General features: G+C 72.2%; 24 protein-coding genes. 15 read left to right on the top strand and 9 right to left on the bottom strand.

Annotated elements, in window-relative coordinates; translation table 11 throughout:
• Positions 1-67: 67 nt before the first annotated feature.
• Positions 68-904 (bottom strand): ABC transporter permease, encoded by an 837-nt coding sequence (locus ACWF41_RS12590; protein ID WP_380325380.1) that lies wholly within the window; start codon positions 902-904, stop codon positions 68-70.
• On the bottom strand, positions 901-1,944 hold the full coding sequence (locus ACWF41_RS12585; protein ID WP_380325377.1) for an ATP-binding cassette domain-containing protein: 1,044 nt from the start codon (positions 1,942-1,944) through the stop codon (positions 901-903). The genes ACWF41_RS12590 and ACWF41_RS12585 overlap by 4 nt, the downstream gene beginning before the upstream one ends.
• Before the next feature lie 102 nt (positions 1,945-2,046).
• Between ACWF41_RS12585 and ACWF41_RS12580 the strand changes: the two genes are divergently transcribed.
• The gene (locus ACWF41_RS12580; protein WP_380325374.1) at positions 2,047-3,474 is read left to right on the top strand and encodes a serine hydrolase domain-containing protein; all 1,428 of its coding nucleotides are present in this window, start codon (positions 2,047-2,049) and stop codon (positions 3,472-3,474) included.
• On the opposite strand, the gene ACWF41_RS12575 is transcribed toward ACWF41_RS12580, so the two are convergent.
• Entirely contained in the window at positions 3,449-4,219 is a 771-nt protein-coding gene (locus ACWF41_RS12575) for a GntR family transcriptional regulator (RefSeq protein ID WP_380325371.1), read from the bottom strand. The two genes, ACWF41_RS12580 and ACWF41_RS12575, sit on opposite strands and share 26 nt — an antisense overlap.
• Before the next feature lie 333 nt (positions 4,220-4,552).
• Here ACWF41_RS12575 and ehuB point away from each other — a divergent pair, with 333 nt between their 5' ends.
• The 4 genes from ehuB to ehuA are packed head-to-tail and all read left to right on the top strand — an operon-like array spanning position 4,553 to position 7,706.
• Complete coding sequence (ehuB, locus tag ACWF41_RS12570; protein WP_380325368.1) at positions 4,553-5,485, top strand: ectoine/hydroxyectoine ABC transporter substrate-binding protein EhuB; 933 nt, start codon at positions 4,553-4,555, stop codon at positions 5,483-5,485.
• A 4-nt stretch (positions 5,486-5,489) separates the two neighbouring features.
• Positions 5,490-6,236, top strand: a complete 747-nt coding sequence (ehuC, locus tag ACWF41_RS12565; RefSeq protein ID WP_380325365.1) for an ectoine/hydroxyectoine ABC transporter permease subunit EhuC — start codon at positions 5,490-5,492, stop codon at positions 6,234-6,236.
• Complete coding sequence (gene ehuD, locus ACWF41_RS12560) at positions 6,233-6,874, top strand: ectoine/hydroxyectoine ABC transporter permease subunit EhuD (protein ID WP_380325363.1); 642 nt, start codon at positions 6,233-6,235, stop codon at positions 6,872-6,874. Before ehuC ends, ehuD begins: the two co-directional genes overlap by 4 nt.
• Before the next feature lie 31 nt (positions 6,875-6,905).
• The gene (gene ehuA, locus ACWF41_RS12555; RefSeq protein ID WP_380325360.1) at positions 6,906-7,706 is read left to right on the top strand and encodes an ectoine/hydroxyectoine ABC transporter ATP-binding protein EhuA; all 801 of its coding nucleotides are present in this window, start codon (positions 6,906-6,908) and stop codon (positions 7,704-7,706) included.
• A gap of 132 nt (positions 7,707-7,838) precedes the next feature.
• Here ehuA and ACWF41_RS12550 read toward each other — a convergent pair whose 3' ends face one another.
• From ACWF41_RS12550 to ACWF41_RS12530, 5 genes are all read right to left on the bottom strand, one after another.
• Positions 7,839-8,948, bottom strand: coding sequence for a hypothetical protein (locus tag ACWF41_RS12550; protein ID WP_380325357.1), 1,110 nt, complete (start codon positions 8,946-8,948; stop codon positions 7,839-7,841).
• A gap of 283 nt (positions 8,949-9,231) precedes the next feature.
• Positions 9,232-10,536 carry an aminotransferase class I/II-fold pyridoxal phosphate-dependent enzyme gene (locus ACWF41_RS12545; RefSeq protein WP_380324404.1) on the bottom strand — a complete coding sequence of 435 codons (1,305 nt, stop codon included), beginning with the start codon at positions 10,534-10,536 and terminating at the stop codon, positions 9,232-9,234.
• Between the two features lie 72 nt (positions 10,537-10,608).
• The gene (locus ACWF41_RS12540) at positions 10,609-11,130 is read right to left on the bottom strand and encodes an SRPBCC family protein (protein WP_380324407.1); all 522 of its coding nucleotides are present in this window, start codon (positions 11,128-11,130) and stop codon (positions 10,609-10,611) included.
• On the bottom strand, positions 11,127-12,050 hold the full coding sequence (locus ACWF41_RS12535) for a hypothetical protein (protein ID WP_380324410.1): 924 nt from the start codon (positions 12,048-12,050) through the stop codon (positions 11,127-11,129). The genes ACWF41_RS12540 and ACWF41_RS12535 overlap by 4 nt, the downstream gene beginning before the upstream one ends.
• Positions 12,047-12,592: an OsmC family protein gene (locus ACWF41_RS12530; RefSeq protein WP_380324413.1), complete on the bottom strand. Its 546-nt coding sequence runs from the start codon at positions 12,590-12,592 to the stop codon at positions 12,047-12,049. The genes ACWF41_RS12535 and ACWF41_RS12530 overlap by 4 nt, the downstream gene beginning before the upstream one ends.
• Positions 12,593-12,811: 219 nt before the next feature.
• Here ACWF41_RS12530 and ACWF41_RS12525 point away from each other — a divergent pair, with 219 nt between their 5' ends.
• Positions 12,812-13,561, top strand: a complete 750-nt coding sequence (locus ACWF41_RS12525; protein WP_380324416.1) for an SDR family oxidoreductase — start codon at positions 12,812-12,814, stop codon at positions 13,559-13,561.
• Positions 13,562-13,613: 52 nt separating this feature from the next.
• Positions 13,614-14,528, top strand: a complete 915-nt coding sequence (gene sigJ, locus ACWF41_RS12520) for an RNA polymerase sigma factor SigJ (RefSeq protein ID WP_380324419.1) — start codon at positions 13,614-13,616, stop codon at positions 14,526-14,528.
• On the opposite strand, the gene ACWF41_RS12515 is transcribed toward sigJ, so the two are convergent.
• The gene (locus ACWF41_RS12515; protein ID WP_380324422.1) at positions 14,525-15,886 is read right to left on the bottom strand and encodes an NAD(P)/FAD-dependent oxidoreductase; all 1,362 of its coding nucleotides are present in this window, start codon (positions 15,884-15,886) and stop codon (positions 14,525-14,527) included. The genes sigJ and ACWF41_RS12515 overlap by 4 nt on opposite strands.
• Before the next feature lie 146 nt (positions 15,887-16,032).
• Here ACWF41_RS12515 and ACWF41_RS12510 point away from each other — a divergent pair, with 146 nt between their 5' ends.
• The 8 genes from ACWF41_RS12510 (at position 16,033) to ACWF41_RS12475 (ending at position 23,779) form a co-directional block, all read left to right on the top strand.
• On the top strand, positions 16,033-16,836 hold the full coding sequence (locus ACWF41_RS12510) for a thymidylate synthase (protein ID WP_380324425.1): 804 nt from the start codon (positions 16,033-16,035) through the stop codon (positions 16,834-16,836).
• Positions 16,833-17,357: a dihydrofolate reductase gene (locus ACWF41_RS12505; RefSeq protein ID WP_380324428.1), complete on the top strand. Its 525-nt coding sequence runs from the start codon at positions 16,833-16,835 to the stop codon at positions 17,355-17,357. Before ACWF41_RS12510 ends, ACWF41_RS12505 begins: the two co-directional genes overlap by 4 nt.
• A 384-nt stretch (positions 17,358-17,741) precedes the next feature.
• Positions 17,742-18,722, top strand: a complete 981-nt coding sequence (locus tag ACWF41_RS12500) for an ABC transporter permease (RefSeq protein ID WP_380324431.1) — start codon at positions 17,742-17,744, stop codon at positions 18,720-18,722.
• The gene (locus ACWF41_RS12495; RefSeq protein ID WP_380324434.1) at positions 18,722-19,396 is read left to right on the top strand and encodes a YesL family protein; all 675 of its coding nucleotides are present in this window, start codon (positions 18,722-18,724) and stop codon (positions 19,394-19,396) included. The genes ACWF41_RS12500 and ACWF41_RS12495 overlap by 1 nt, the downstream gene beginning before the upstream one ends.
• Before the next feature lie 14 nt (positions 19,397-19,410).
• Positions 19,411-20,919: an extracellular solute-binding protein gene (locus tag ACWF41_RS12490; protein ID WP_380324437.1), complete on the top strand. Its 1,509-nt coding sequence runs from the start codon at positions 19,411-19,413 to the stop codon at positions 20,917-20,919.
• Positions 20,920-20,985: 66 nt separating this feature from the next.
• Positions 20,986-22,332, top strand: coding sequence for a glycoside hydrolase family 28 protein (locus tag ACWF41_RS12485; protein ID WP_380326309.1), 1,347 nt, complete (start codon positions 20,986-20,988; stop codon positions 22,330-22,332).
• Entirely contained in the window at positions 22,323-22,859 is a 537-nt protein-coding gene (locus ACWF41_RS12480) for a hypothetical protein (protein WP_380326312.1), read from the top strand. The genes ACWF41_RS12485 and ACWF41_RS12480 overlap by 10 nt, the downstream gene beginning before the upstream one ends.
• Positions 22,856-23,779: a carbohydrate ABC transporter permease gene (locus ACWF41_RS12475; RefSeq protein ID WP_380326315.1), complete on the top strand. Its 924-nt coding sequence runs from the start codon at positions 22,856-22,858 to the stop codon at positions 23,777-23,779. Before ACWF41_RS12480 ends, ACWF41_RS12475 begins: the two co-directional genes overlap by 4 nt.
• Positions 23,780-23,788: the final 9 nt, after the last annotated feature.

The raw sequence follows: 23,788 nt of genomic DNA, 5'->3' as shown, positions 1-23,788 counted from the left end.
AGCAGGCGGTCTGCCTCGGTTTGTACTAAACACGCGCACAAAACGCCCGCTCACAACGAGAACCTGGTCAGTGGCGGGTGCGGTACAGGTGCATCGTGACGGGGCCGAGGACGCCCGTGAGGACGACGGCGGCGACGAGCACCCAGACGATCTCGCCGCTGTCGGGGGTGCCCGCCATGAGGCCGCGGACGGCGGTGACGAGGTGCGTGACGGGGTTGATCTCCACGAACCGCTGCAGGGCGGCAGGCATCGTCGACGGGTCGACGAAGATGTTCGACGCGAAGGTCAGCGGCATCAGCACCATCATGGACACCCCCATCACGGCGTTCGGGGTGCGCAGCAGCAGCCCGAGGATGGTGAAGATCCAGCTCAGCGAGAACGCGAAGACCAGCAGGAGCAGCACCCCGAGCACGACGCCGACGACACCGCCGTCGGGCCGGAAGCCCAGGATCAGGCCGAGCCCGATGGTCATGACCGACGCGATGGAGTAGCGCACGGTGTCGCCCAGCAGGGCACCCACGATGGGCGCCGGCCGCCAGATCGGCAGGGAGCGGAACCGGTCGAAGACGCCCTTGGTGATGTCCGTGTTCAGCGTGTAGCCGGTGTACACGGTCACGATGACGATCGTCTGCACCAGGATGCCGGGCAGCAGGAACTGGATGTACGCCGACGTCGAGCCGGCCAGCGCGCCTCCGAACAGGTACGTGAACATCAGCGTGAAGATCACGGGGGAGACCAGCACGTCGAACAGCTGCTCGGGCACGTGCTTGATCTTCAGCAGCGCTCGCCACGCGAACGTCAGGGTCATCGCGAGCGGGGACGGGCGGGCCGGGCGCTCGGTGAGGGCGACGGCCTGACGCAGGGTGGTGGTCGTGATCTCGGCGGGGTCGGCGGACGTGGTCATCGGGACACCTCCTCCTCGACGGGCCGGGCGTCGTCCTCGTCGGCCGGCAGCGGCTGGCCCGTGATCGTCAGGAACACCTCGTCGAGGCTGGGCTGGCCCAGCGTGAACTCGGGCACGGCGATGCCGGCCTCGCCGAGCGCGGGCAGCAGCTGTGCCACGTCGGCCGTGCCCTCGTCGGGCACGCGGGCCGACAGGGCGTACGGGTCGGTGGGCAGGGTCGGCGCGGAGCCGAGCACCTTCTCGACGACGCTCGCGGCCGCGGCCCGCTGGGTCGCGTCGGCGAGGCGCATCGTCACAGCGCCCTGGCCCACCGAGCGCTTGAGCTCCGTCGACGTTCCCTCGGCGATGACGGTGCCGTGGTCGATGACGGCGATCCGGTCGGCGAGCTGGTCCGCCTCCTCGAGGTACTGGGTGGTGAGCAGCACCGTGGCGCCGTCCGCGACGAGCACGCGCACGATGTCCCACACCTGGTTGCGGCTGCGTGGGTCGAGGCCCGTGGTGGGCTCGTCGAGGAACAGCACGCGCGGGGCGAGCACGAGGGACGCCGCGAGGTCGATGCGCCGCCGCATGCCGCCGGAGTAGGTCTTCACCTGCCGGGCGCCGGCGTCGGAGAGGCTGAAGGCGTCGAGCAGGCCCTCGACGCGGCGCCGGGCGGCCGCGCCGCGGAAGCCGTACAGCCGGGCCAGCATGAGGAGGTTCTCGGTGCCGGTCAGGTCCTCGTCGACGGAGGCGTACTGGCCGGTGAGCCCGACGGCGCTGCGCACGGCGTCGGCGTCCGCGACGACGTCGTGCCCGAGGACGCGGGCGCTGCCCGCGTCGGGTCGCAGCAGCGTCGCGAGCATCCGCACGACGGTGGTCTTGCCGGCGCCGTTGGGGCCGAGGAGGCCGAAGACGCTGCCGGTCGGGATCTGCAGGTCGACGCCGTCGACGGCCTTCGTGACCTGCTTGCGCGTGGTGAAGTGCTTGACGAGCCCGTGGGCGTCGACCGCCAGGTCGGCGGGGCCGGCGGCGGGGACGCGGGGCGTGGGCGGGTCGGACATGGGATCTCCCGGGGTCGCCTGGGTGACGTGCGTCACGTCCCAGGCTAGGACAGCCCTCCGACGACGAACTCATCGGCCGCCCGTCGTGGCAGGGTGGCGCCCATGACCTCGGAGCACGCCACCAGCGACCTGTTCGACGTCGACCACCTCGCCGCGTGGGTCGCCACCCAGGCAGGCTTTGCGCGGGTCCCGGGCGTGCAGTACGCGGTCCGCGTGGGCGACGACCTGGTGCTCGACGACGCGTGGGGCGTCGCCGACGCCACGACCGGCGAGCCGCTGCGTCCCGACCACGTGTTCCGCGTCGCGTCGCACTCCAAGACCTTCACGGCGACCGCGGTGGCGCGCCTCGCGGACCGGGGCGCGCTGCGGCTCGACGATCCGTTCGAGGCCCACCTGGCGGAGCTCGTGGGCGCGCCCATGGGCCGGGTGACGCTCCGGGAGGCGCTGGGGCACACCGGAGGCGTGCGGCGCGACGGCCGCGACGCCGACTTCTGGCAGCTGGGCGCGCCGTTCCCCGACCGCGGCACGCTGGTGCAGTCGGTGCTCCTCGACGGCGCCGTCCTCGGCCGCGGCGAGGTCTTCAAGTACTCAAACCTCGCCTACGGGCTGCTGGGGCTGGTGGTGGAGGCCGTGACGGGCGCGTCGTTCGCGGACCACGTGCGGGCCGACCTCCTCGAGCCCCTGGGGCTCCGGCGCACGACGGCGGAGGCGACCGAGGGACCGGCGAACGTCGTCGGCCACTCCGCCTTCGGGGTCGCCGACGACGGCCGGCTGCCCGTCGCACCGGTGCGCACGGGCGCCCTCGCGTCGGCGACGGGGTTCTGCTCGACGGCGGCGGACCTCACGCGCTGGTTCGCCGCGCACGCGGACGGCTCGGACCTCCTGCGCCCCGAGACCCGACGCCTGCTGCACCGCGACGAGTCGGTGATCGACCGTCCGCACGCGCGGCCGCGCCGCTACGGGCTGGGTTTCGAGACGCGGGAGATCGAGGGGCGGCGCGTCGTCGGGCACGGGGGGTCGTTCCCCGGCCAGCTCAGCCGCACGTGGGCGGACCCCGCCGGGCGGGTGGTGGTGTCGGTGCTGACCAACGCCGTCGACGGCCCGGCCGAGACGATCGCGACCGGGCTCTTCGCCCTGGTCGCGACCGCGCTCGACGCGGGAGCCCCGGGCTCCGCCGCCGACGTCGAGGCGCTGGACCGCCGCACGGGCCGCTTCGCGAACCTGTGGGGCCAGACCGACGTCGTGCGGCTCGGCCAGGAGCTGTGGCTGATCGACCCGCGCCGCGAGGACCCGTTGGCCGGAGCCGAGCGGCTGGTGGCGGACGGCGAGGACCTGCGGCTGCCCGTCCACCCGGGGTTCGGCGCGCCGGGAGAGATCGTCGAGGTGCTGCCCGGCCAGGACGGGCGGCCGGCCGGGATCGTCGTCGGCGGGCTGACGTCCTGGCGGGCGGACGACTACGAGCGCGAGCGGAGGGCCCAGCTCGAGGCGCTGGGCGCTCGCGGGATCAAGGCTCGGGGAACGTCGGCGTGATCGGCTCCAGGCGCGGGGCGGGGGAGGGCCGCGGCTCGTCGAAGGTCTCGACCTCCACCGTCTCGGGCGCCAGGAGGCGCGCGACGGCGTCGGCCAGGTTGGTGCGGATCGCGGCGACGAGCCCGTCGGCGTCACGCGCCTCGAAGCGTTCGACGAGGTCGACGTGCGACTCGGCGGCGTCCTTGCGCACCGCGTAGTCCTCGCTGAGCGTGAAGCTCGCGATCCGGACCTCGACGATGAGGGTGGTCATCCAGCGCAGCAGCCAGGGGTTCCCGGCGGCGGCCACGAGCGACCAGTGCACGTTGAGGTCGGCGTCGCCGACGCGCCGGGCGTCCTCGCTGCGCTCGGCGGCGACGAGCGCGTCGTGCGCGGCACGGACGGCCGCGACCTGCGCGGCCGTGGCCCGTTCGACGGCGAGCGGTGCGGCCGACGTCTCGACGACCGTGCGCGCCTCGTACAGCGCGCGCACCCGGTCGGCGCCGATCCGCACCACGCTGAGGCCGCGGCCGGGGGTCGACCGCAGCAGGCCCTCCTGGACGAGGCGCTGTGCGGCCTCGCGGAAGGGCCCGCGACTCACCCCGAGCTGGCTCGACATCTCGACCTCGCGGATGGGCGACCCCACGGGCAGCGCCCCCGAGTAGACGGCGTTGCGCAGCTCGACGGTGATGAGGTCGACCGTCGACGGCCGTGTCACCGGCGACAGGAACGGCGCACTGCCGACGGGGACCCGTGACGACGGGGTCATCTGCTCTCCTTCCACGTGGTCGGGGACCGCCCCGACGGGACACATCATCCCGCGACCGGGCCCACCGGCCAGATCGTGACCCTCTTGTGACCATGCCATGACTGCGTTCGTGGGCCTCCGGGCAGCCCGGGTGCCGGATTCGGCGCGGTCGACGGCGTCCTGACCTGCGACGACGTCGAACCTGACGGGCTGAGCGGCGCGCCCTTGAGGATTGTAGACAATCCGACATGCGGATACATAGATTGTCATAGCGTCGGCATCGCGGCTACGGTGTCGCACCGTCCAGACCCAACAGCCCGGCGCGACTCCGCCCGGGCACGGAAGGGAGACACCGTGTCGTCCATCAGGACCACGAAGCGCCATCGGGCGGTCATCGCCGTCGGCGCCGTCCTCACCATGACCGCACTCACCGCCTGCTCCAGCGTCGATGACGGCGGATCGGGCGACGGCGGCAGCGGATCGACGCTGCAGAAGATCAAGGACGCCGGGACGGTCAACGTCGCCTTCAACGGTGAGAAGCCGTACAGCTACAAGGACGGCGACGAGCTCACCGGCGCGACGATCGCCCTCGACAAGAAGATCTTCGGGGCGCTCGGTGTCGACGACGTCGAGGGCACCCAGACGGAGTGGAACTCGCTCATCCCCGGCCTGAACGCCGACCGGTACGACACCGTGTCCGCGGGCATGTCGATCCTCCCGGACCGCTGCAAGGCCGCCGCGTTCGCCGAGCCCACCATCATGTACACCACGGCGTTCCTCGTGCCGAAGGGCAACCCCGACAAGCTCTCCGACTGGCAGTCGGTGGAGGACTCGGGCCTCACCATCGCCGTCACGAGCGGCGCGATCGAGGACGGCTACGCCAAGGACACGGGCGTCAAGACGATCACCGTCGGCGATTCGACCGACGGCCTGAACGCCGTCGTGACCGGCCGCGCCGACGCGTTCGCGCTCACGGGCATCTCGATCCGCGCGCTCGCGGACAGCACCGACGAGGACGTCGAGGCCACGGACGCGTTCGTCGCCACGATCGACGGCGTGGCACAGATCGGCGCCGGCTCCGAGGTCTTCCGCAAGGACGACACCGAGCTGCGGGACGCGTACAACACCGAGCTCGCCAAGATCACCGGCGACAAGGACAAGTGGCTCGAGGTCATGGAGCCGTTCGGCTTCACCGAGGCGGAGTTCCCGCCGGCGGGCCTGACGGCCGACATGCTGTGCGAGGGCGACCTCAAGGCGATCCAGGACGAGCTGGGGCTGGACTCCTGACCGCATGTCAGACGATCTTCAGGCACTGATCGACCGGCTGCCGAACCTCGGCGACGCGGTCCTCGTCACGCTCGAGATGACCCTCGGCGGCGCCGTGCTCGCGATGGTGGTCGCGCTGGTGCTGGGCTTCGGCTCGCGCACCCGGACCCTCTGGGTGCGCGGGCCGTCCCGGGTCGTGATCGAGTTCTTCCGCGGCACCTCGTTGGTGGTCCAGATCTTCTGGCTCTTCTACGTGCTGCCGCAGCTCGGCTTCAAGATGGAGGCGCTCACGGTCGCCATCGTGGCCCTCGGCCTCAACTACGGCGCGTACGCCGCCGAGGTGGTGCGGGGCTCCATCGAGTCCGTCCCCACCGGCCAGTGGGAGGCCGCGACGGCCCTCAACCTGGGCTGGTTCCACAAGGTGCGCCGGGTGATCTTCCCGCAGGCGTGGGCGCTGATGATCCCCCAGCTGGCGAACCTGCTGATCCAGCTCCTCAAGGGCTCCGCGCTCGCGTTCTACATCACCCTGCACGACGTGTACTGGTGGATCGACGAGCTCCAGCGGGACACCCGCGACACGTTCTTCAGCTACGGGATCGGCCTCGTCATCTACTTCGTGATCGCCTACGTCCTCACCTGGGGGATGAACTGGCTCGAGGAGCGGGCCAAGCGCCGGCTCGGTCGCGGCGCGCGTCCGCGGATGCGTGACGTGCTCGGCCTCAAGCCGGGCGTCCCGACCGAGATCGCTCGCGTGAAGGGGGGCGTGGCATGAGCGACATTTGGGACTGGGAGATCGCCTGGGACGTGCTCCCCGACCTGCTCCGAGGTCTGGTCGTGACCATCGAGGCGACGGTCGTCGGCATGGTCATCGCCGCGATCCTGGGGCTGCTCATCGCCCTGGCCATGCGCACGCCGACCCGTTGGGTCCGTGGGCCGCTGCGCTTCGTCGTCGACTTCATCCGCATGACGCCGTTGCTGGTGCAGCTCGTCTTCGTCTGGCTGCTGCTGGTCGACGTGCCGCCGCTGATCATCGGCTTCGGCGTGCTCGGCGTGCACTACGCGACGTACATGTCCGAGGTGTACCGCGCGGGGATCGAGGCCGTCCCGCCGGGTCAGTGGGAGGCGGCCAAGGCGCTCAACCTGCCGAAGGCGCGCACCTGGTTCGCGATCATCCTGCCGCAGGCGATCCGCAAGACCCTGCCGGGCCTGGGGAACTACGCGGTGTCGATGTTCAAGGAGACGCCGTTCCTCTTCGCGATCACCGTGGTCGAGATGTACTCGGCGGCCCAGGCCTACGGCGCACTCACCTACTCGTACATCGAGCCGATCACGATGGTGGGCTTGCTCTTCCTGCTGGTGAGCTACCCGACCTCGCTGCTCGTACGACGGATGGAGACCCGCCTTGCCTGACACGACGACCACCTCCGCTGGGAGCCAGACCATGACCACACCGACGAGCGCTCCCCGCACGGGGAGCACCCCCGCCATCGAGTTCCGGGACGTGACCAAGCGCTTCGGCGACAACGTGGTGCTCGACGGGCTGAACTTCTCGGTCGCTCAGGGTGACCGGGTCACGCTGATCGGCCCGTCCGGCTCCGGGAAGACGACGATCCTGCGCCTGCTGATGACGCTGGAGGAGGCGAACGGCGGCCTCATCCTCATCGACGGCGACCCCTACACGCACGAGTACAAGGGCGACAAGTGGGTCGAGATCTCCGAGAAGCGCCGCCGCGTGGTGCGCAACCGCGTGGGGATGGTGTTCCAGCAGTTCAACCTGTTCCCGAACATGACCGTGCTGGAGAACATCATCGAGGCGCCCGTGCACGTGCTCGGGCTGTCCAAGAAGGACGCGATCGAGCGAGCCGAGCAGCTGCTCGAGCAGGTCGGGATGTCGGACAAGCGTGACGCCCGCTGCACGCAGCTCTCCGGCGGTCAGCAGCAGCGTGTGGCGATCGCCCGCGCGCTCGCGATGGACCCGGAGATCCTGCTGCTCGACGAGGTCACGTCGGCCCTCGACCCGGAGATCGTCGCCGACGTGCTCGGCGTGCTCCGCGAGATCGCCCGGACCACCGACATCACGATGCTGCTCGTGACGCACGAGATGCAGTTCGCCCGCGAGGTGTCGAACCGCGTGCTCATGTTCGACCACGGGCAGATCGTCGAGGAGGCGGACCCCGAGACGATGTTCACGAACCCCAAGCACGAGCGCACGCAGGAGTTCCTCAAGGCCGTGCTCGGCTGAGCCCCGCCGCACCCCGGCAGCCGAACCCGGCTGTCGAAACCCGGGGTGCCGAACAGGCAGTTGACACCGTTATCGCGCCCCTCGAGGCGCGATCACGGTGTCAACTGCCTGTTCGGCGTCTGGGGAGCGTGGTCAGGACGCGGGGGTCGGCGTGGGCGTCGCGCCCTCCTGGGCGGAGCCGCCGGACGAGGTGCCGGCGCCCGGCTCGGCGTCGGTCGAGCCGGTGCCGCTGCCCGTGTCCGTGCCGCCGCTCGTGTCGCCGCCGTCGGTCGTGCCGTCGCCGGTCGTCCCACCGCTCGTGCCGTCGTCCGTGCCGCCGTCGGACCCGCCCGAGGTGCCGGAGTCGGTGCCGCCGCCCGTGCCGTCCGTGGGGTTGTCCGTGGTCCCGTCGGTGCCGTCGCCGGTCATCGGGTCCTTCCCGGAGTCGGTGCCGCCGGTGGTGTCCGGCGTGGGCTCCTGGGTCGGGGTGTCGGTGGTCCCGTCGGTGGTGCCGGTCGCGGGGTCGTCGGTGCCCTGGTCGGTGCCGGGCACGTTCGCCGGGTCCTCGGCGGGGCTGGACGGCGTCGGCTCCGGGGTGGAACCGCCGTGGTCGCTGGAGCTGCGGCTGATGCTCGTGCCGGAGCCCTCCTGGCCGCGCACGGCGTCGGAGAGCGGCTTCCCGATCGCGAGCTCGATCACGAGCACCACGCCCATGACCACGACGAACAGCGCCGCGGCGGACACGGCGAGCACCTTCTTCGTCCCGTGCTTCTCGACGAACCGCAGCCACGCGTTGCGCGGCTCCTCCGCGGGCTCCTCGGCAGACCCCTGCGGCCCGGTGGCGCCGTCGTCGGGAGGGACGTCACCGTCGTCGGGCGGGGACGGGACGGCGGACTCCGCGGCCACGTCCGTCTCCACCGTCGTGCCGCCGCCGGCGTCGGCGACGGTCACGACCGTGCCCCGCGAGGTCTCCGTGGTGCGCCGCGACTTCGACGCCAGCTGCGTCACGACGGGCTTGAGCTGCTCGTGCGTCTTCTCGATCGAACGCGTCCACAGGAAGTTGCCGATCACGGTGACGATGCTCGCGAGGCCGGCCCCGATGATCGTCCCGGCGACGCCGAAGAACGACATGAGGACCGTGGCGCTCACCGCGGCGAGCGCGCTGGCCACGACCTGCGTGAGCGAGAGCCGGGCCTTGGGGGCCTCGGCGCGCGGCTCGTCGGCCGGGCCGCTCGGGTCGGGGGTGCGGGGGGAGGAGGTCACGAAGCGTCGGGTCCAGGGTCGGGGGCGTCGGTCCGACGCCCGCCGCCACCGCCGGCACCTGGGCCGCGCGCCGCGGGCTCCGGCGTCTGCCGCGGGCGTCCCCAGCAGCCTAGGCCGAGCGTGTGCAGGACGCAGCGGGCCGTCGTGACCCGCCACGAGAGGAAGCGCGAAGATTGTGTGTTCCCGCAGGCCGAGACGTTGTGAGCGGGCGTTTGGCCCTGCTGCCGTCACGCAGCAGGGCCAAACGCCCGCTCACAACATCCGGGCCGGGGCGGGTGACGCGTCAGGACGCGGCGGCGGCCTCCGCGGCAGCGAGCAGCACGCAGGTGGCGACGCCGTCCATCGCGACGCGCACCTCGTCCAGCGGCGGCATCGAGGGCGCGAGGCGGATGTTGCGGTCGTGCGGGTCGCGGCCGTACGGGTACGTCGCGCCGGCGGGGGTCAGCGCGATCCCGGCCTCCTTCGCGAGCTGCACGACGCGCGCCGCCGTGCCCGGCACGACGTCGACCGACACGAAGTACCCGCCGTCGGGCCGCGTCCACGTGGCGACGCCGGCGTCGCCCAGGCGCTCGTCGAGGATGTCGACGACCGCGCTGAACTTGGGCGCGAGGATGTCGCGGTGCTTGCGCATGTGCGCCCGCACGCCCTCGGCGTCACCGAAGAACATGGCGTGGCGCAGGTGATTGATCTTGTCCGGGCCGATGGACCGGATGCCGAGGTGCTTCGTGAACCAGGAGACGTTGGCGGCCGACGACGCGAAGAACGCGACCCCGGAGCCGGCGAAGGTGATCTTCGACGTGGAGGCGTACATGAGGACGCGGTCGGGGTTTCCGGCCTCGGCGGCGAGCTCGATCGCGTTGGCCGACTTCGCCTCGTGCTGCGTGAGGTGGTGCACGGCGTAGGCGTTGTCCCAGAAGATGCGGAAGTCGGGGGCCGCGGCGGGCATCGACACGAGGCGGCGGGCCACGGCCTCGGAGACCACGGAGCCGTCCGGGTTGCCGTAGGTCGGCACGGTCCACAGGCCCTTGATCGTCGGGTCGTCGGCGACGAGCGCAGCCACGGCCTCGGCGTCAGGGCCGTCGGGCGTCATGGGCACCGTGACCATCCGGATGCCCAGCTCCTCGCAGATCGCGAAGTGCCGGTCGTACCCGGGCACGGGGCAGACGAACGTGATCTGCTCCTCGCGCGACCAGGGCCGCTCCGACCCGGGCACGCCGAACAGCAGTGCCTGCACCACCGTGTCGTACATGAGGGTGAGCGACGCGTTCCCCTGGGCGAGCAGCTGCTCCGTGGGCACGCCGAGCAGCTCGGCGAAGATGCGCCGCAGCTCGGGCAGCCCGGCGAGGCCGCCGTAGTTGCGGGTGTCCGCGCCGTCCTCGGCCAGGTGGTGGCCCTCGCCCGGAAGGTCGAGCATCGGCTCGGCGAGGTCGAGCTGCTCGGCGGACGGCTTGCCGCGCGTGAGATCGAGCTTCAGCCCGCGGGCCTGCAGGTCCGCGTACTCGCGGCGCAGGGCGTCGAGCCGGGCGACCAGATCTGCGGCCGGGGCGGCGGTGGTGGACGACGGCTGGGTGGAACCCTCGGTGCTCACGTCACGTGACTGTACCGGCCGGACCCGGGCGCGCGGCAGGGCGTCCCACCGGTCAGGCGCGGTCAGGCGCAGTCAGCTGTGCCGGGCGAGGAGGCGCGCGAGCCGCGCCAGCGAGACCTGCATGAACCCGCGCAGCGCCAGCCCCGTCAGCGGGTCGGTGACGACGCGCGGCAGCCGGCCGGCGAGGTACGCCTCCTCCCACCACACGACGCGGCAGCGCCGGGAGTCCATCGGCACGACGTCGAACCCGGCCTCGCCGAGCAGCACCGGCCCGAGCTTGCGCAGCCGCGTGCGCCCCACGCGGGCCGCGGACGTCGACGGCCGCTCGAGCTGCTCCACCACCATGCGGTCGACGACGACGAGCCGTCCGACGGTGGTGCCCGGGTCGCGGCGCACGCCCGGCCCGCTCGCCATCGCGTACCGGTCGCCCACCTGGGGCCCGCCGCCGGCGGGGCCCTGGAGGCGCGTGGCGACGATCCACCGCGGGTGGGTGCGCAGGTCCGCCACCCAGGCGTACGCGACGGACGCCTCCACCGGGACGACCCGCGCCACCTCGACGCGGCGGGCCGGGTGGGCGTCGGCCGGCGCCGTCACGAGGGGTCGTCCTCGTGCTCGTGCCCGTCCTCGTCCTCGTGCTCCGCTGCGCGGCCGCGGCCCCTGCGGCGCGGCAGCCAGCGGCTCGGCGACGTGCGCCGCGGCGGGTCGAGGGCGCGCAGGGTGGGCGTGTCGGCACCCGGCTCGAGCACCAGCTCCACCACGCGGGGGAAGTGCTCGGGCGGTGGACCGAACGCGCGCCGCGACTGCGCGACGACACCGTGCCCCAGCGCCCGTCCGCCCGCGACCCCCACGACGAACCCGACGCCGAACGGCAGCAGCCGGCCCAGCGCCAGCGACCCCTGCTTGGCCACCTGCCGCTTGAGGAACTGGCGGGCGAGCGTCTTGTTGACGCGCTTGATCGTGGTCTGCGGCATGGACGTGAGCAGCACCTTGCCCCACGCGACGGTGGAGCCGCCGATCGCGTTCTCGACGTCCTTCGCGCCCCGGTCGCCCAGCACGGTCGCCAGGAGCAGGGCGCGACGGCGTGGCACGTCGTCGATCTCGATGCCGTGCACGTCGGCGACGGCGAGCGCGAACGCCGCCGAGGCGCCGAAGAACGTCGCCACGTCGCCCGTCGTGAGGGCCGTCGCCGCCGCCGTCCCGACGGACGGCGCGGCCGCCGCCGCGCCCACCGCGCCGCCCGCCGTCGTGAGCAGCGTGAGGTACTCCTTCTCCAGGATCCGCACGATGCCGGCGGGGTCGGCCTCGGGGTTGCGGGCGCGCAGCCGGTCCACGTGCTTGTGGATCGCCGCGGACGGGATCGTCACCGCCTTGTCGAGGAGCGCGTCGAGCAGCGGCGTCGACCGGTACTCCGTCCACGCCTCGCGGCGCGCCGCCTCGTCCCGGCGCTCGACGTCGCCGCCGCGCTCCTCGTGCGGGACGACCTCGCCGCCCGTGGAGCCCTTGCCGCGCGTCACGATGCGGGGCCCTCCGCGCCGTCGCCCCCGGGCCGGTCGAGCGGGGGCTGCTCGAACACGGGCTGCTCGAAGACCGCAGGGGGCACCAGGGCGCCCGCCTTGAGGGTGCGGCCCACCGTGCAGGCGCGGTCGATCGAGCGCTGCGCCAGCAGCAGGGTCTTGTTGCGCGCCGCCTCGTCAAGGCCCGACAGGTCGATCTCGAACCGCTCCGTCAGCACCGGGTAGCGGTCCTCGTCCAGGTCCTTCGCGTCCTCGACGCGGATCACGGCCTCGTAGGCGTCGCCCAGCACGCGGGCGAACTTGGTGTCGCTGCTCATGCCCGCGCACGCGGCGAGCGCGATCTTGAGCAGCTCGCCGGGCGTGAACACGGCGCCGGCCTCGACGGGACCGATCTCGACGCTCGCGCCGCGTGCCGTGTGCCCGCGGTACGTGCGGCTGCCGGTGCGCTCCACCCACAGCGGGTCGGTGGGCGACGGGGTCACGGGGGCCGCCGTGTCGGTCTCGGGGCCGGCGGCGGTCTCGGTGGTGGTCTGGTCCGTCATGAGGTGATCCTCCCACTGCGTTCCCGGTGGCGTCCGGGGGTTCCGGGGGAGAACGTGCGGAGGCGCGGACCGATTCCACGGGCCGGTTCCGCAGGCCCCGCCGCGAACCCCGTGGCGTGACCGGGATCACGTTCCCCGGGGTGTCACGGAACGACCCGGGCCGCGGTCGAGAGGGTGTCGGGCGGCCACCGGGCCGCGCACCGCAGAGAGGACACTCGCATGAAGATCGTGGTCGTCGGTGGGACGGGTCTCATCGGGAAGCAGGTCATCGCGCACCTCACGGAGGCTGGGCACGAGGCCGTCGCGGCCGCGCCCAGCACCGGGGTGGACACCCTCACCGGCCAGGGCGTGGACGAGGCGCTCGCGGGCGCCGACGTCGTCGTGGACGTGTCGAACTCGCCGTCGTTCGCGGATGACGACGTGCTGCGCTTCTTCACCATGTCGACGCGCACGCTGCTCGACGCCGAGAAGCGCGCCGGGGTGGGGCACCACGTGGCGCTGTCGATCGTCGGCGCCGACCGGAACCCGGACTCCGGGTACCTGCGCGCCAAGGTGGCGCAGGAGGAGCTGGTGCGCGACGGGGGCGTGCCGTGGACCGTCGTGCGGGCCACGCAGTTCTTCGAGTTCGGGCCGCGGATCGCCGACGGCGCCACCGTCGGCGGCGTGGTGCGGATCCCGCCGGTCGCGTTCCAGCCCATCGCGTCGGCGGACGTCGCGCGGTTCGTGGCGGAGGCCGCGGCGAGCGCTCCGCGGGGCGGGAGGTACGACATCGCCGGCCCGGACCGGGTGCGGTTCGACGAGTTCGAGCGCGCGGTCCTCGCGGACGCGGGCGACGAGCGCGAGGTCGTCGCCGACCCGGCGGCGCCGTACTTCGGCGCCCTGCTCGAGGAGGACTCGATCGTGCCGCTGGGCGACGCCCGCCTCGGCGAGGTGACCTACGCGGACTTCGTGGCGCGCTCGGCCGCATGACTCGCTCCGCCGGCGCCTGCCGCACCCGCCGGCCGGGGCGTAGCGTGGCCGCATGACGTCGCGCCCCGCCGCGTCCGAGCGCCCCGGCACCCTCGACGAGACCGAGGACGCCGGGGCGCTCGACGTGTTCCTCGCCGTCCGTCCGCAGCTGTTCGGCATCGCCTACCGCATGCTCGGCGGCGTGGCGGAGGCCGAGGACGTCGTGCAGGACGCCTGGGTGCGCTGGCAGGGCACCGACCGGGAGGCCGTGCAGAACCCGGCCGCGTTCCTCACCACCGTGACGACCCGGCTCGCGATCAGCGCGGCGACGTCGGCGCGGGCGCGCCGGGAGACGTACGTGGGGCCGTGGCTGCCCGAGCCGGTCGACACGTCCGACGACCCGGCGCTCGGCGCCGAGCGGGCCGAGGCCCTCGAGCTCGCCACCCTGCTGCTCCTGGAACGCCTCACCCCGCTGGAGCGTGCCGTCTACGTGCTGAGGGAGGCGTTCGGCTACCCGCACCGCCGGGTCGGGGAGATCCTCGGCCTCAGCGAGGCGAACACGCGCCAGCTCGCGCGCCGCGCCCGCGAGCGTCTCGGCAGGCGTGAGGCCGTGCCCGTCGACCCGGGCGAGCACCGGCGCCTGCTCGACGAGTTCGTGGCCGCCGCGCACGAGGGCGACCTCGCCCGCTTCGAGCGCTTTCTCGCGGACGACGTCGTCGCGCGGCCCGACGGCGGCGGGCGGGTGCACGCGTCGAAGGTGGAGCTCGTCGGGCTGGCGCGGGTGTCGCTGTTCCTCGACAACGTGTGGCGCAAGTACTGGGCTCTCGGCGAGGTGCGGGTCGTCGACGCGAACGGCTTGCCCGCGCTCGTCGTGGAGCGCGACGGCGCGGCCGTCGCGCTCCTGGCCCTCGACGTCGCGGGCGGGCGTGTGGAGCACGTGTACGTGCAGGTCAACCCGGACAAGCTGGCCGGGTTCGGCGCTCGCTAGGCGACGAGCGTCGCGTCGCGGGCGGCGTCGGCCTCGGGGCTGCTTGCCTCGGCGAACGCCGCCCGGGGCGACTGGACCGACGCGAGCGAGACGACGTCCCGCCCGAACGCGACGGCGGTGAGCCAGACGGCGAGCACACGGGCCTTGCGCTCCCACGTCGGGATGGCGAGCAGGTGGTAGCCGCGGTGCATCAGCCACGCGAGCCGACCCTTCACCACCAGCCGGCGGACCTGGAAGATCCCCGAGCCCAGGCCCAGCGTCGCGATGACGCCGAGGCTGCCGTGCACGTAGGGGCGCGTCGGGCGTCCGTGCAGGGTCGCGACGAGGTTGCGTGCCAGGCGCCGGCCCTGCCGCACCGCGTGCTGGGCGTTCGGCACGGCCAGGGCGCCGGGGCGCGGCACCGCGAGGTCGGGCACCGCCGCGCCGTCGCCCGCGGCCCACGCGTCGTCGACAGGGGCGTCGTCGGTGCCCACCCGCAGGTCGGGCCGCACGACGACGTACCCGCGCGCGTCGACCGGCAGGTCGGTGTGGGTCGCGACCACCGGGTTCGCGGCGTTGCCCGCCGTCCACACCAGCAGGCCCGACGCGAACGACTCGCCCGTCGAGAGGGTGACGACGCCGTCGACCGCCGACTCCAGCGCCGTACCGAGGTGCACGTGCGCGCCGCGCCGCTCGAGCTGCTCGACCACCCAGCGGCCCGGGCGCTCCGTCACCTCCGGGAGGATCCGCCCGCTGCGCTCCACGAGGTGGAACCGCAGCTCGTCGGCGGCGATCTCCGGGTACCGCGCCAGCAGGTCGTGGGCCAGGGACAGCAGCTCGGCGAAGCCCTCGACGCCGGAGAACCCGCCGCCGACGAACGTCACCGTGAGCAGCCGCTCCCGCTCCGCGCCGCGCGGCAGGCTCGCCGCCCGGTCGAACGACGTGAGCAGCCGGTCGCGGATCGCCACCGCCTCCTCCACGTGCTTCATCCCGATCGCGTGCTCCGCCACCCCGGGGATCGGGAACACGCGCGTCACCGCGCCCGCCGTCACCACGACGGTGTCGTACGGCAGCCGGAAGGTCGCACCCGACCGCGGCCGCACGACGACCACCCGGTCCGCGTGGTCGATCCGCACGACCGACCCGTCGACCAGCCGCGTGCGACGCAGGTGGCTGCGGTGTGCCACCGCCGCGTGCCGCGCCTCCACCGAGCCGGCCACCACCTCCGGCAGGAACGGCTGGTACGTCATGTAGGGCCGCGGGTCCACCAGCACCAGCTCGACCTCGCCGCGGCGCAGCTCGCGCCGCAGCCCCTTCTCCAGCTCACGGGCCGTCGTGAACCCCGCGTAGCCGCCACCGACGATCACGATGCGTCGCATCACTGCCTCCTGTGCCGCGCCCGTCGGGCGCTCTCACCACGTCGACCGCGCAGCGGGGCGCGTCGTGACAGCCGGGCGGTGTGACGTCGGAGACGCGCGGGTCGGGTGCGCCGACGACGCTGCCCGCGGGGTCGTAGGGTTTCCGCATGGCCGCGATCCCCACCCCGTACGAGGACCTGCTGCGCGACGTGCTGACCCGCGGCACGCACAAGGAGGACCGCACCGGGACGGGCACGCGCAGCGTGTTCGGCCGGCAGCTGCGGTACGACCTGCAGCAGGGCTTCCCGCTGATCACCACCAAGCGCGTGCACCTGAAGTCGGTGGCCTACGAGCTGCTGTGGTTCCTGCGTGGCGACTCCAACGTGCGCTGGCTGCAGGAGCACGGCGTGTCCATCTGGGACGAGTGGGCCTCGCCCGAGGGCGAGCTGGGCCCGGTCTACGGCGTGCAGTGGCGGTCGTGGCCCACGCCGGACGGGCAGCACGTGGACCAGATCGCGGGCGTCATCGACCAGATCAAGGTCAACCCGGACTCCCGCCGCCTCATCGTCAGCGCGTGGAACGTGGCCGAGCTCGCCGACATGGCGCTGCCGCCCTGCCACCTGCTGTTCCAGTTCTACGTGGCCGACGGGAAGCTCAGCTGCCAGCTCTACCAGCGTTCCGCGGACCTGTTCCTCGGCGTGCCGTTCAACATCGCGTCGTACGCGCTGCTCACCCACATGGTGGCCGCGCAGACCGGGCTCGAGGTGGGCGAGTTCGTCTGGACGGGCGGCGACTGCCACATCTACGACAACCACGTCGAGCAGGTGCGCACCCAGCTGGAGCGCGACCCGTACCCGTACCCGACGCTGCGCCTCGCGCCGCGCGACTCGATCTTCGACTACGCGTACGAGGACATCGAGGTGCTCGGCTACCAGCACCACCCCGGCATCAAGGCCCCGGTCGCGGTGTGATCGGGCTGATCTGGGCCCAGGCGCACGACGCCGCGGGCCGCCCCGTCATCGGCGCGTCCGGCGACATCCCCTGGCGCATCCCCGAGGACTTCGCGCACTTCAAGGCCACCACGGCAGGCCACCCCGTGGTCATGGGGCGCCGCACCTGGGAGTCGCTGCCGCGCCGCCCCCTGCCCGGCCGCACCAACGTCGTCGTGACCAGGCAGCCCGGCTGGGCGGACGACGGCGCCGTCGTCGCCCCCTCGCTCGAGACGGGCCTGGCGCTCGCGGCCGCCGCACCCGGCGGCGACGAGGTGTGGGTCATGGGCGGCGGCGAGGTCTACGCCGCCGCGCTGCCCATCGCCGACCGGCTCCTCGTCACGGACGTCGACCTCGCCATCGAGGGCGACGCTTTCGCCCCCGCCATCGACGCCGGGGTCTGGGAGGTCGTCGACGACGGCGGCTGGGCCACGTCGTCCGGCCCGGGCACCCTGCGCCACCGTGTGCGCACCTACGCCCGCGCCCACACCCCCGCGACGTAGTTCCGATCCCGTCGAGGTAGTTGGTTTCTCCGCGAGGTAGTCCCGATCCCGCCGAGGTAGTCCAACTTCCCACGAGGTAGTGCGCAATGTGCGCCCTGGCGTGGACTACCTCGGCCAGATCGGGACTCCCTCGGCGAAGTCTGGACTACCTCGCCAGAGTTCGGACTACCTCGCGGAGATGTGGACTACCTCGGCGTCCTTGCGGGCTGAGTGTTCACGATCTCGACACCGATTGTTGGAAGGCGCTTGCCCATCGCGGTAATCGTCCGGTAGCGTCCGAGAAACCGGTTACCGGACGCGTCCCACCAGGGAGCGCGACCAGCTCGAGGAAGAGCAGAGGGGCACGCCGATGGTGGTAGTGACGTACGACGTGGGGCCGGCGCGATGAGCGCCGTCACCGCCGCCCAGGCGGCGGCGCCGGAGGCAGCACCCGCACCCGAACCCGCGCCGTCGGGCCCGCGCCGGAAGCGCTCGTCGGCGCTGTGGAAGCACAAGGCGCTCTACCTCATGGCCGTGCCGGGGATCCTGTACTTCCTGGTGTTCAAGTACGCGCCCATGGGCGGCCTCGTCATCGCTTTCCAGGACTACATGCCGTTCCTCGGCATCGGCGGCAGCCCGTGGGTCGGCTTCGACCACTTCGTGCGCTTCTTCTCCGAGGACACGTTCTACGTCCTGCTGCGCAACACGCTGATGATCTCGCTGGGGATGCTGATCTTCGCGTTCCCGGTGCCGGTCGTCCTGGCGCTGCTGCTCAACGAGGTCCGCACGAAGTGGTTCCAGCGCAGCATCCAGTCGGTCGTCTACCTGCCGCACTTCCTGTCGTGGGTGATCGTCGTCTCGATCTTCTACGTGCTGCTCACGACCGACGGCGGGTCCGTCAACAACCTGCTGGTCTCGTGGGGCCTCGACCCCGTCCCGTTCCTCACCGACCCCGACTGGCTCCGGCCGATGTACATCTTCCAGGAGATCTGGAAGGGCGCCGGCTGGGGCACCATCGTCTACCTCGCCGCGATGACCGCGGTCGACGTCCAGCTCTACGAGGCGTCGGAGCTCGACGGCGCGGGGCGGCTGCGCCAGGCCTGGCACATCACGCTCCCGGCCATCCGGCCCACCATCATCGTGATGTTCATCCTCGCCATCGGCGACTTCCTGGAGCTCGGCTTCGAGCACATGTTCCTCGTGATGAACTCGCTGAACCGCGACGTCGCCGACATCTTCGACACCTACGTGTACACGGCGGGCATCGAGAACGGGCAGCTCAGCTACGCGGCCGCCGTCGGCCTGTTCAAGGGCCTCGTCGGCCTGATCCTCGTGGTCTTCGCCAACCGCATCGCCAAGCGGTTCGGCGAGGAGGGCGTCTACTGATGTTCTCCTTCGAGGGCTTCGTCCGCATCGACGCGATCTGTCGCGGCATCTTCCGGGTCGCGTGCCTGAGCGTGCTGTGGCTGGCGACGACGCTCCTCGGGCTCGTCGTGCTCGGGTTCGGCCCGGCGTCGTACGCGATGGCGAAGGCCATGGACCGCTGGCTGCGGCACGGCGAGACCGCGCCGCTCGCCCGCGCCTTCCTGGCCGACGTCCGCGAGCGGACGCTCGAGGCGATGCTCGCCGGCTGGGTCGTCCTCGGGGCGGGCGGCGTGATCGTCACGAACGTCTTCCTCGCCCCGACGTGGATCCTGCAGGCGGTCAACGTGCTGGCGCTCGTCGTGCTGGGCGTCGCCACCGCCTACGTCTTCCCCGTCATGGTCGCCACCGACATCGCCACCACGCGACGCCGGTTCGCCGCCGCGCTGCTGATCGGCTTCGGCTCGCTGCACTGGACGATCATCGGGGCCGCCGCCGTCGGCGTCGCCTGGTGGCTGCTGTGGACGTACGCCACACCGCTGCTCCTGCTCTTCGGGGCCGGGCTGCCGGCGTTCGTCGTCGGCCTGGTCACCCGCGTCGTGTTCCGCCCCCTGGAGGAGACCCCGGAGGTGCCCGCGCCCGCCCACCGTTCCCTGCACCACCCGATGATCGCGCCTGCGACGGAGCAGGTGTCATGAGAGGAGCAGTACCCATGCGCAAGACCCTGTTCGCCAAGGGTGCGGCCGCGGCCGCGGTGACCGCGCTCGCGCTCACCGCTTGCGGCAGCAACGGTTCGGGCGACGACGGCGCGGCCGACGACGGCCCGATCACCTGGATGTCGATGCTGCACACCCCCGTGACGCCGGACGCCGACGGACCGATTCAGACCGCCCTGGAGAAGTACACCGGCCAGGAGTTCACGATGCAGTGGGTCCCGGACGCGTCGAAGGAGGAGAAGATCAACTCCGCCCTCGCGTCCGGCCAGCTCGCCGACATCGTGTCGCTGACGGTCACCGACAGCACGACCGTGCGCCAGGCGCTCAAGGCCGGTCAGTTCTGGGACGTGGAGCCCTACCTGAAGGACTTCCCGAACCTGGCGAAGATCGACGCCGACACCCTTGACGCCGCCAAGCTCGACGGCACGCTCTACGGGGTGCCGTTCCAGAAGATCAAGACGCGCTACGGGGTCGTCGTCCGCCAGGACTGGCTGGACAACCTCGGCCTCGAGGTGCCGCACACGATCGAGGACCTGGAGAAGGTCGCCGTCGCGTTCACCAAGGACGACCCCGACGGCAACGGCAAGAACGACACCACGGGCTTCATCGACCGCGAGGAGAGTTTCCTCGTCGGCTTCCGCTCGCTGACCGGGTACTTCGGCGCGGGCGACAAGTTCTCCGTCGACGACTCCGGCCAGGTCCACGCCGCGTTCGCCGGCGACGAGTTCAAGCAGGCGATGGAGTGGTACCGCGGCGTGTACGAGCAGGGCGCGGTCAACCAGGAGTTCGTCACGGTCCAGAAGCAGAACCAGCAGGACGCCATCGCCCGCGGCAAGGGCGGCATCGTGGTCACGGGCCTGTTCGAGGCGAAGAACTACATGGACCTCGCGCAGAGCGCCGACCCGAAGACGCCCATGACGTGGGCGCTCGTCAACGACCTCACCTACGACGGCCAGCCGCACCACATCATCACCGACACCGGCGGCGGCATGGGCGGCTGGCTGGCGCTGCCGAAGTCCGAGGTGAAGAACGAGGCCGAGGTCCGGAAGGTGCTGGGCTTCCTCGACAAGCTCATGGACTCCGAGCCGTTCGGCCTCATGACCAACGGCGTCGAGGGGGAGCACTACTCGATCGACGGCGACGGCGTGGTGACGATCGAGGACCAGACCGCCTGGGAGCAGGAGGTGCAGCCGTACTCGTCGTCGCGCCCCTCCGAGAAGATCGTGACCTACAAGAGCACGAAGCCCTACGTGGACGAGGCCAACGAGAAGATGGCCGCTCAGGAGCCCGACGCCGTCATCAACCCGACCCAGTCGCTGAGCTCGGAGACCTTCGACCGGCAGTGGTCGACGATCGAGGACAAGGCGATGGACGCCTACAACCGCTACCTCACCGGCCAGATCGAGATGGCCGACTACGAGGCGGTCGTCGAGGACCTGCGCGGCCAGGGCCTGGACGACATCGAGGCGGAGTTCACCGAGGCGTACGCCAAGGTCAACGGCTGACCTTCCCCGACGTGGTGGGCGGGGGACGTCCCGCCCACCACACCACGCACCACCGAGAGGCGACACGTGCACACCCTCGACGACACCCTCGAGACGACAGCCCTGCAGGCCGCGATCGACGACGCCGCGGCGTCGGGCGGCGGCACGGTGGTGGTGCCCGCCGGGACCCACCGCACCGGCGCCCTGCGCCTGCGCTCGCACGTCGAGCTGCACCTCGAGGCGGGTGCGCGGCTCCAGTTCGTGCCCGACCCCGCGCTCTACCCGCCGGTCGAGGCGCGCTGGGAGGGAGCCAGCTCCACGATCCACCAGCCGTGCCTCTGGGCGCACGGCGAGACCGACGTCGCGATCACCGGCCGGGGCACCGTCGACGGGGGCGGCGCGGCCTGGTGGGACACCTTCCGCCACGACCGGGAGTCCCTCGCGTACCCGCGACCCACGCTCGTCGGGATCCACGAGTGCACCAGGGTGACGATCCGCGACGTCACCCTCACGAACTCACCCGCCTGGACCGTGCACCCGCTGCTGTGCGAGGACGTGAGCGTGTCCGGCGTGCGGATCCACAACCCCGCCGACTCGCCCAACACGGACGGCATCGACCCGGAGTCGTGCCGGAACGTGCGGATCAGCGACTGCCACATCGACGTCGGCGACGACTGCATCGCGATCAAGGCGGGCACCGAGCGCACCGCCGAGCGCGTGCCCTGCGAGAACGTCACGATCACCGGCTGCACGATGGTGCACGGCCACGGCGGCGTCGTGCTGGGCAGCGAGATGAGCGGCGGCATCCGCAACGTCGTCATCACCGGGTGCGTGTTCTCCGGCACCGACCGCGGGATCCGGCTGAAGTCGCGCCGCGGGCGCGGCGGCGTCGTCGAGGACGTGCGCGTGACGAACGTGATCATGGACGGGGTGGTGTGCCCGTTCGTCATCAACCCCTACTACTTCTGCGGACCCGACGGCAAGGAGCCATGGGTCGGCGACCGGTCCCCGTACCCGGTGGACGACCGGACCCCGGCGTTCCGGCGGATCCACCTGGCCCACGTGACCGCGCGGGGGGTGCACGCGGCGGCCGCGCACCTGTACGGGCTGCCGGAGGCGCCGCTGAGCGAGATCACCCTCGACGACGTCGCGATCTCGTTCGCCGACGACGCCCGGCCGGGCGTCCCTGCGATGGCGGCGGGCGTCGACGCGGTGACGCGGGCGGGCATCCGTGTCGGGTACCTGGCCGACTCCGCCTTCACCCGGGTGCGGGTGGTCGGGGCGGTCGGTCCGGAGGTGACGGCTGAGGCCAGCCCCACGCTGCGGCTGACCGACGTGACCGGCCGGGTCGAGCGGGTCGACGACGCCGTCGCCCCGGGTCGCCCCCTGTCCTCCGCGGCCCCCCGCGGAGGTGGACGGCTGACATGGCCCTGACCGAGACGTCCGCCCGCCGCGACGCCGACGGGGTCGCGCCCGAGCCCGTCGGCCCGCCGGCCACGGTGCGGCGCACCGTCGAGCTCTGGGTGGCCGGGGTGGCGGCGGCCCTGACGACGCTCTCCCTCGGCGCGTTCACCCTCGTGGTGAACGGCGTCGACGAGGCGACGTTCGCCGACACCCTCTACCCGCTGCTCGCCGACGGCGGGGTGGCCGGCGCCGCGGGCGTCCCGCTCGACGCCGCCTACGAGGCCACCCGCACGCTCGCGGCGTGGTTCAGCGTCACCGTGCCGGTCGTGCTCGGGCTGACCGTCGCCGGCTTCGCGCTCGCGCGCCGCCGCCCCGCCCGACGCTCCGCCGGGTGGTGGTTCCTCGCCGCGGGGCTCGCGTGCCTCGTCGGCAGCCAGCTCCTGCTGTACCCCGTGGCCTTCGGCTTCTTCGTCAGCGCGGGGCTCTTCGCGCCGCGCGCCACCGACCAGCAGTCCGACCAGCATTCCGACCAGCCCCGAACCGGGAGTCCCAGATGAGCAAGATCGCCGTGGCAGCCGCCGCACGACCCCTCCGCGGCACGGGTCGGTCCCGCAAGCCCTCTGTCGGGGTGCGCGTCTTCCAGGTCGTCAACGTGGTCGTCCTGACGGGCTTCGCGCTGCTGTGCCTGATCCCTTTCCTCAACGTCCTCGGCAGCTCGCTCGCCACCCCGGGCGAGATCGCCACCCGGCCGTTCATCCTGATCCCGCACACGTTCACGCTCGACGCGTACCGGTACATCCTCTCGACGTCGACGATCTTCCAGGCGATGGGGGTCTCCGTCCTCGTCACCGTGGGCGGGACGTTCCTCAGCCTGCTGGTCACGGCGCTCATGGCGTACGCGCTGTCCAAGCGCTACCTCAAGGGCCGCCGGGTGATCAACTTCCTGGTCGTGTTCACGATGCTGTTCAGCGGCGGCATGATCCCCACGTTCATCGTGGTGCAGAAGCTCGGGCTCATCGACTCGCTGTGGTCGCTGGTCCTGCCGGTCCTGATCAACGCGTTCAACTTCGTGATCATGCGCAGCTTCTTCCAGGGCATCCCGGACAGCCTGGAGGAGGCCGCGCGCATCGACGGCTGCTCGGACCTGGGGGTGTTCCTGCGGATCGTGCTGCCGCTGTCGCTCGCGTCCATCGCGACCATCGGCCTCTTCTACGCCGTCTACTACTGGAACACCTACCAGGCGGCCATCCTCTACATCAACGACTCGGAGAAGTGGCCCATCCAGGTGCTGCTGCGCCAGATCGTCATCGTCGCGTCCGGCATGAACGCGGACGAGGGCTCCGTCGACGTCGTCCCGCCCGCCCAGTCGGTGAAGATGGCCGTCATCTTCGTGGCGACGCTGCCGATGCTGCTCGTGTACCCGTTCATCCAGCGGTTCTTCGTCAAGGGCGCGCTGATCGGCTCGGTCAAGGGCTGACCCGGGGAC

This window comes from Isoptericola sp. NPDC055063 (assembly GCF_053608125.1).
This window is presented reverse-complemented; position numbering and strand designations above follow the sequence as displayed.

What these genes read in the sequence shown, in the direction of transcription:
- ACWF41_RS12515 (WP_380324422.1), bottom strand. Translation starts at nt 15,886, where the DNA reads ATGCGACGCATCGTGATCGTCGGTGGCGGCTACGCGGGGTTCACGACG.
- ACWF41_RS12500 (WP_380324431.1), top strand. Translation starts at nt 17,742, where the DNA reads ATGAGCGCCGTCACCGCCGCCCAGGCGGCGGCGCCGGAGGCAGCACCC.
- ACWF41_RS12575 (WP_380325371.1), bottom strand. Translation starts at nt 4,219, where the DNA reads ATGACCCCGTCGTCACGGGTCCCCGTCGGCAGTGCGCCGTTCCTGTCG.
- ACWF41_RS12590 (WP_380325380.1), bottom strand. Translation starts at nt 904, where the DNA reads ATGACCACGTCCGCCGACCCCGCCGAGATCACGACCACCACCCTGCGT.
- ACWF41_RS12495 (WP_380324434.1), top strand. Translation starts at nt 18,722, where the DNA reads ATGTTCTCCTTCGAGGGCTTCGTCCGCATCGACGCGATCTGTCGCGGC.
- ehuC (WP_380325365.1), top strand. Translation starts at nt 5,490, where the DNA reads ATGTCAGACGATCTTCAGGCACTGATCGACCGGCTGCCGAACCTCGGC.
- ACWF41_RS12510 (WP_380324425.1), top strand. Translation starts at nt 16,033, where the DNA reads ATGGCCGCGATCCCCACCCCGTACGAGGACCTGCTGCGCGACGTGCTG.
- ACWF41_RS12475 (WP_380326315.1), top strand. Translation starts at nt 22,856, where the DNA reads ATGAGCAAGATCGCCGTGGCAGCCGCCGCACGACCCCTCCGCGGCACG.
- ACWF41_RS12525 (WP_380324416.1), top strand. Translation starts at nt 12,812, where the DNA reads ATGAAGATCGTGGTCGTCGGTGGGACGGGTCTCATCGGGAAGCAGGTC.
- sigJ (WP_380324419.1), top strand. Translation starts at nt 13,614, where the DNA reads ATGACGTCGCGCCCCGCCGCGTCCGAGCGCCCCGGCACCCTCGACGAG.
- ACWF41_RS12490 (WP_380324437.1), top strand. Translation starts at nt 19,411, where the DNA reads ATGCGCAAGACCCTGTTCGCCAAGGGTGCGGCCGCGGCCGCGGTGACC.
- ACWF41_RS12480 (WP_380326312.1), top strand. Translation starts at nt 22,323, where the DNA reads ATGGCCCTGACCGAGACGTCCGCCCGCCGCGACGCCGACGGGGTCGCG.
- ehuD (WP_380325363.1), top strand. Translation starts at nt 6,233, where the DNA reads ATGAGCGACATTTGGGACTGGGAGATCGCCTGGGACGTGCTCCCCGAC.
- ehuA (WP_380325360.1), top strand. Translation starts at nt 6,906, where the DNA reads ATGACCACACCGACGAGCGCTCCCCGCACGGGGAGCACCCCCGCCATC.
- ACWF41_RS12580 (WP_380325374.1), top strand. Translation starts at nt 2,047, where the DNA reads ATGACCTCGGAGCACGCCACCAGCGACCTGTTCGACGTCGACCACCTC.
- ACWF41_RS12530 (WP_380324413.1), bottom strand. Translation starts at nt 12,592, where the DNA reads ATGACGGACCAGACCACCACCGAGACCGCCGCCGGCCCCGAGACCGAC.
- ACWF41_RS12585 (WP_380325377.1), bottom strand. Translation starts at nt 1,944, where the DNA reads ATGTCCGACCCGCCCACGCCCCGCGTCCCCGCCGCCGGCCCCGCCGAC.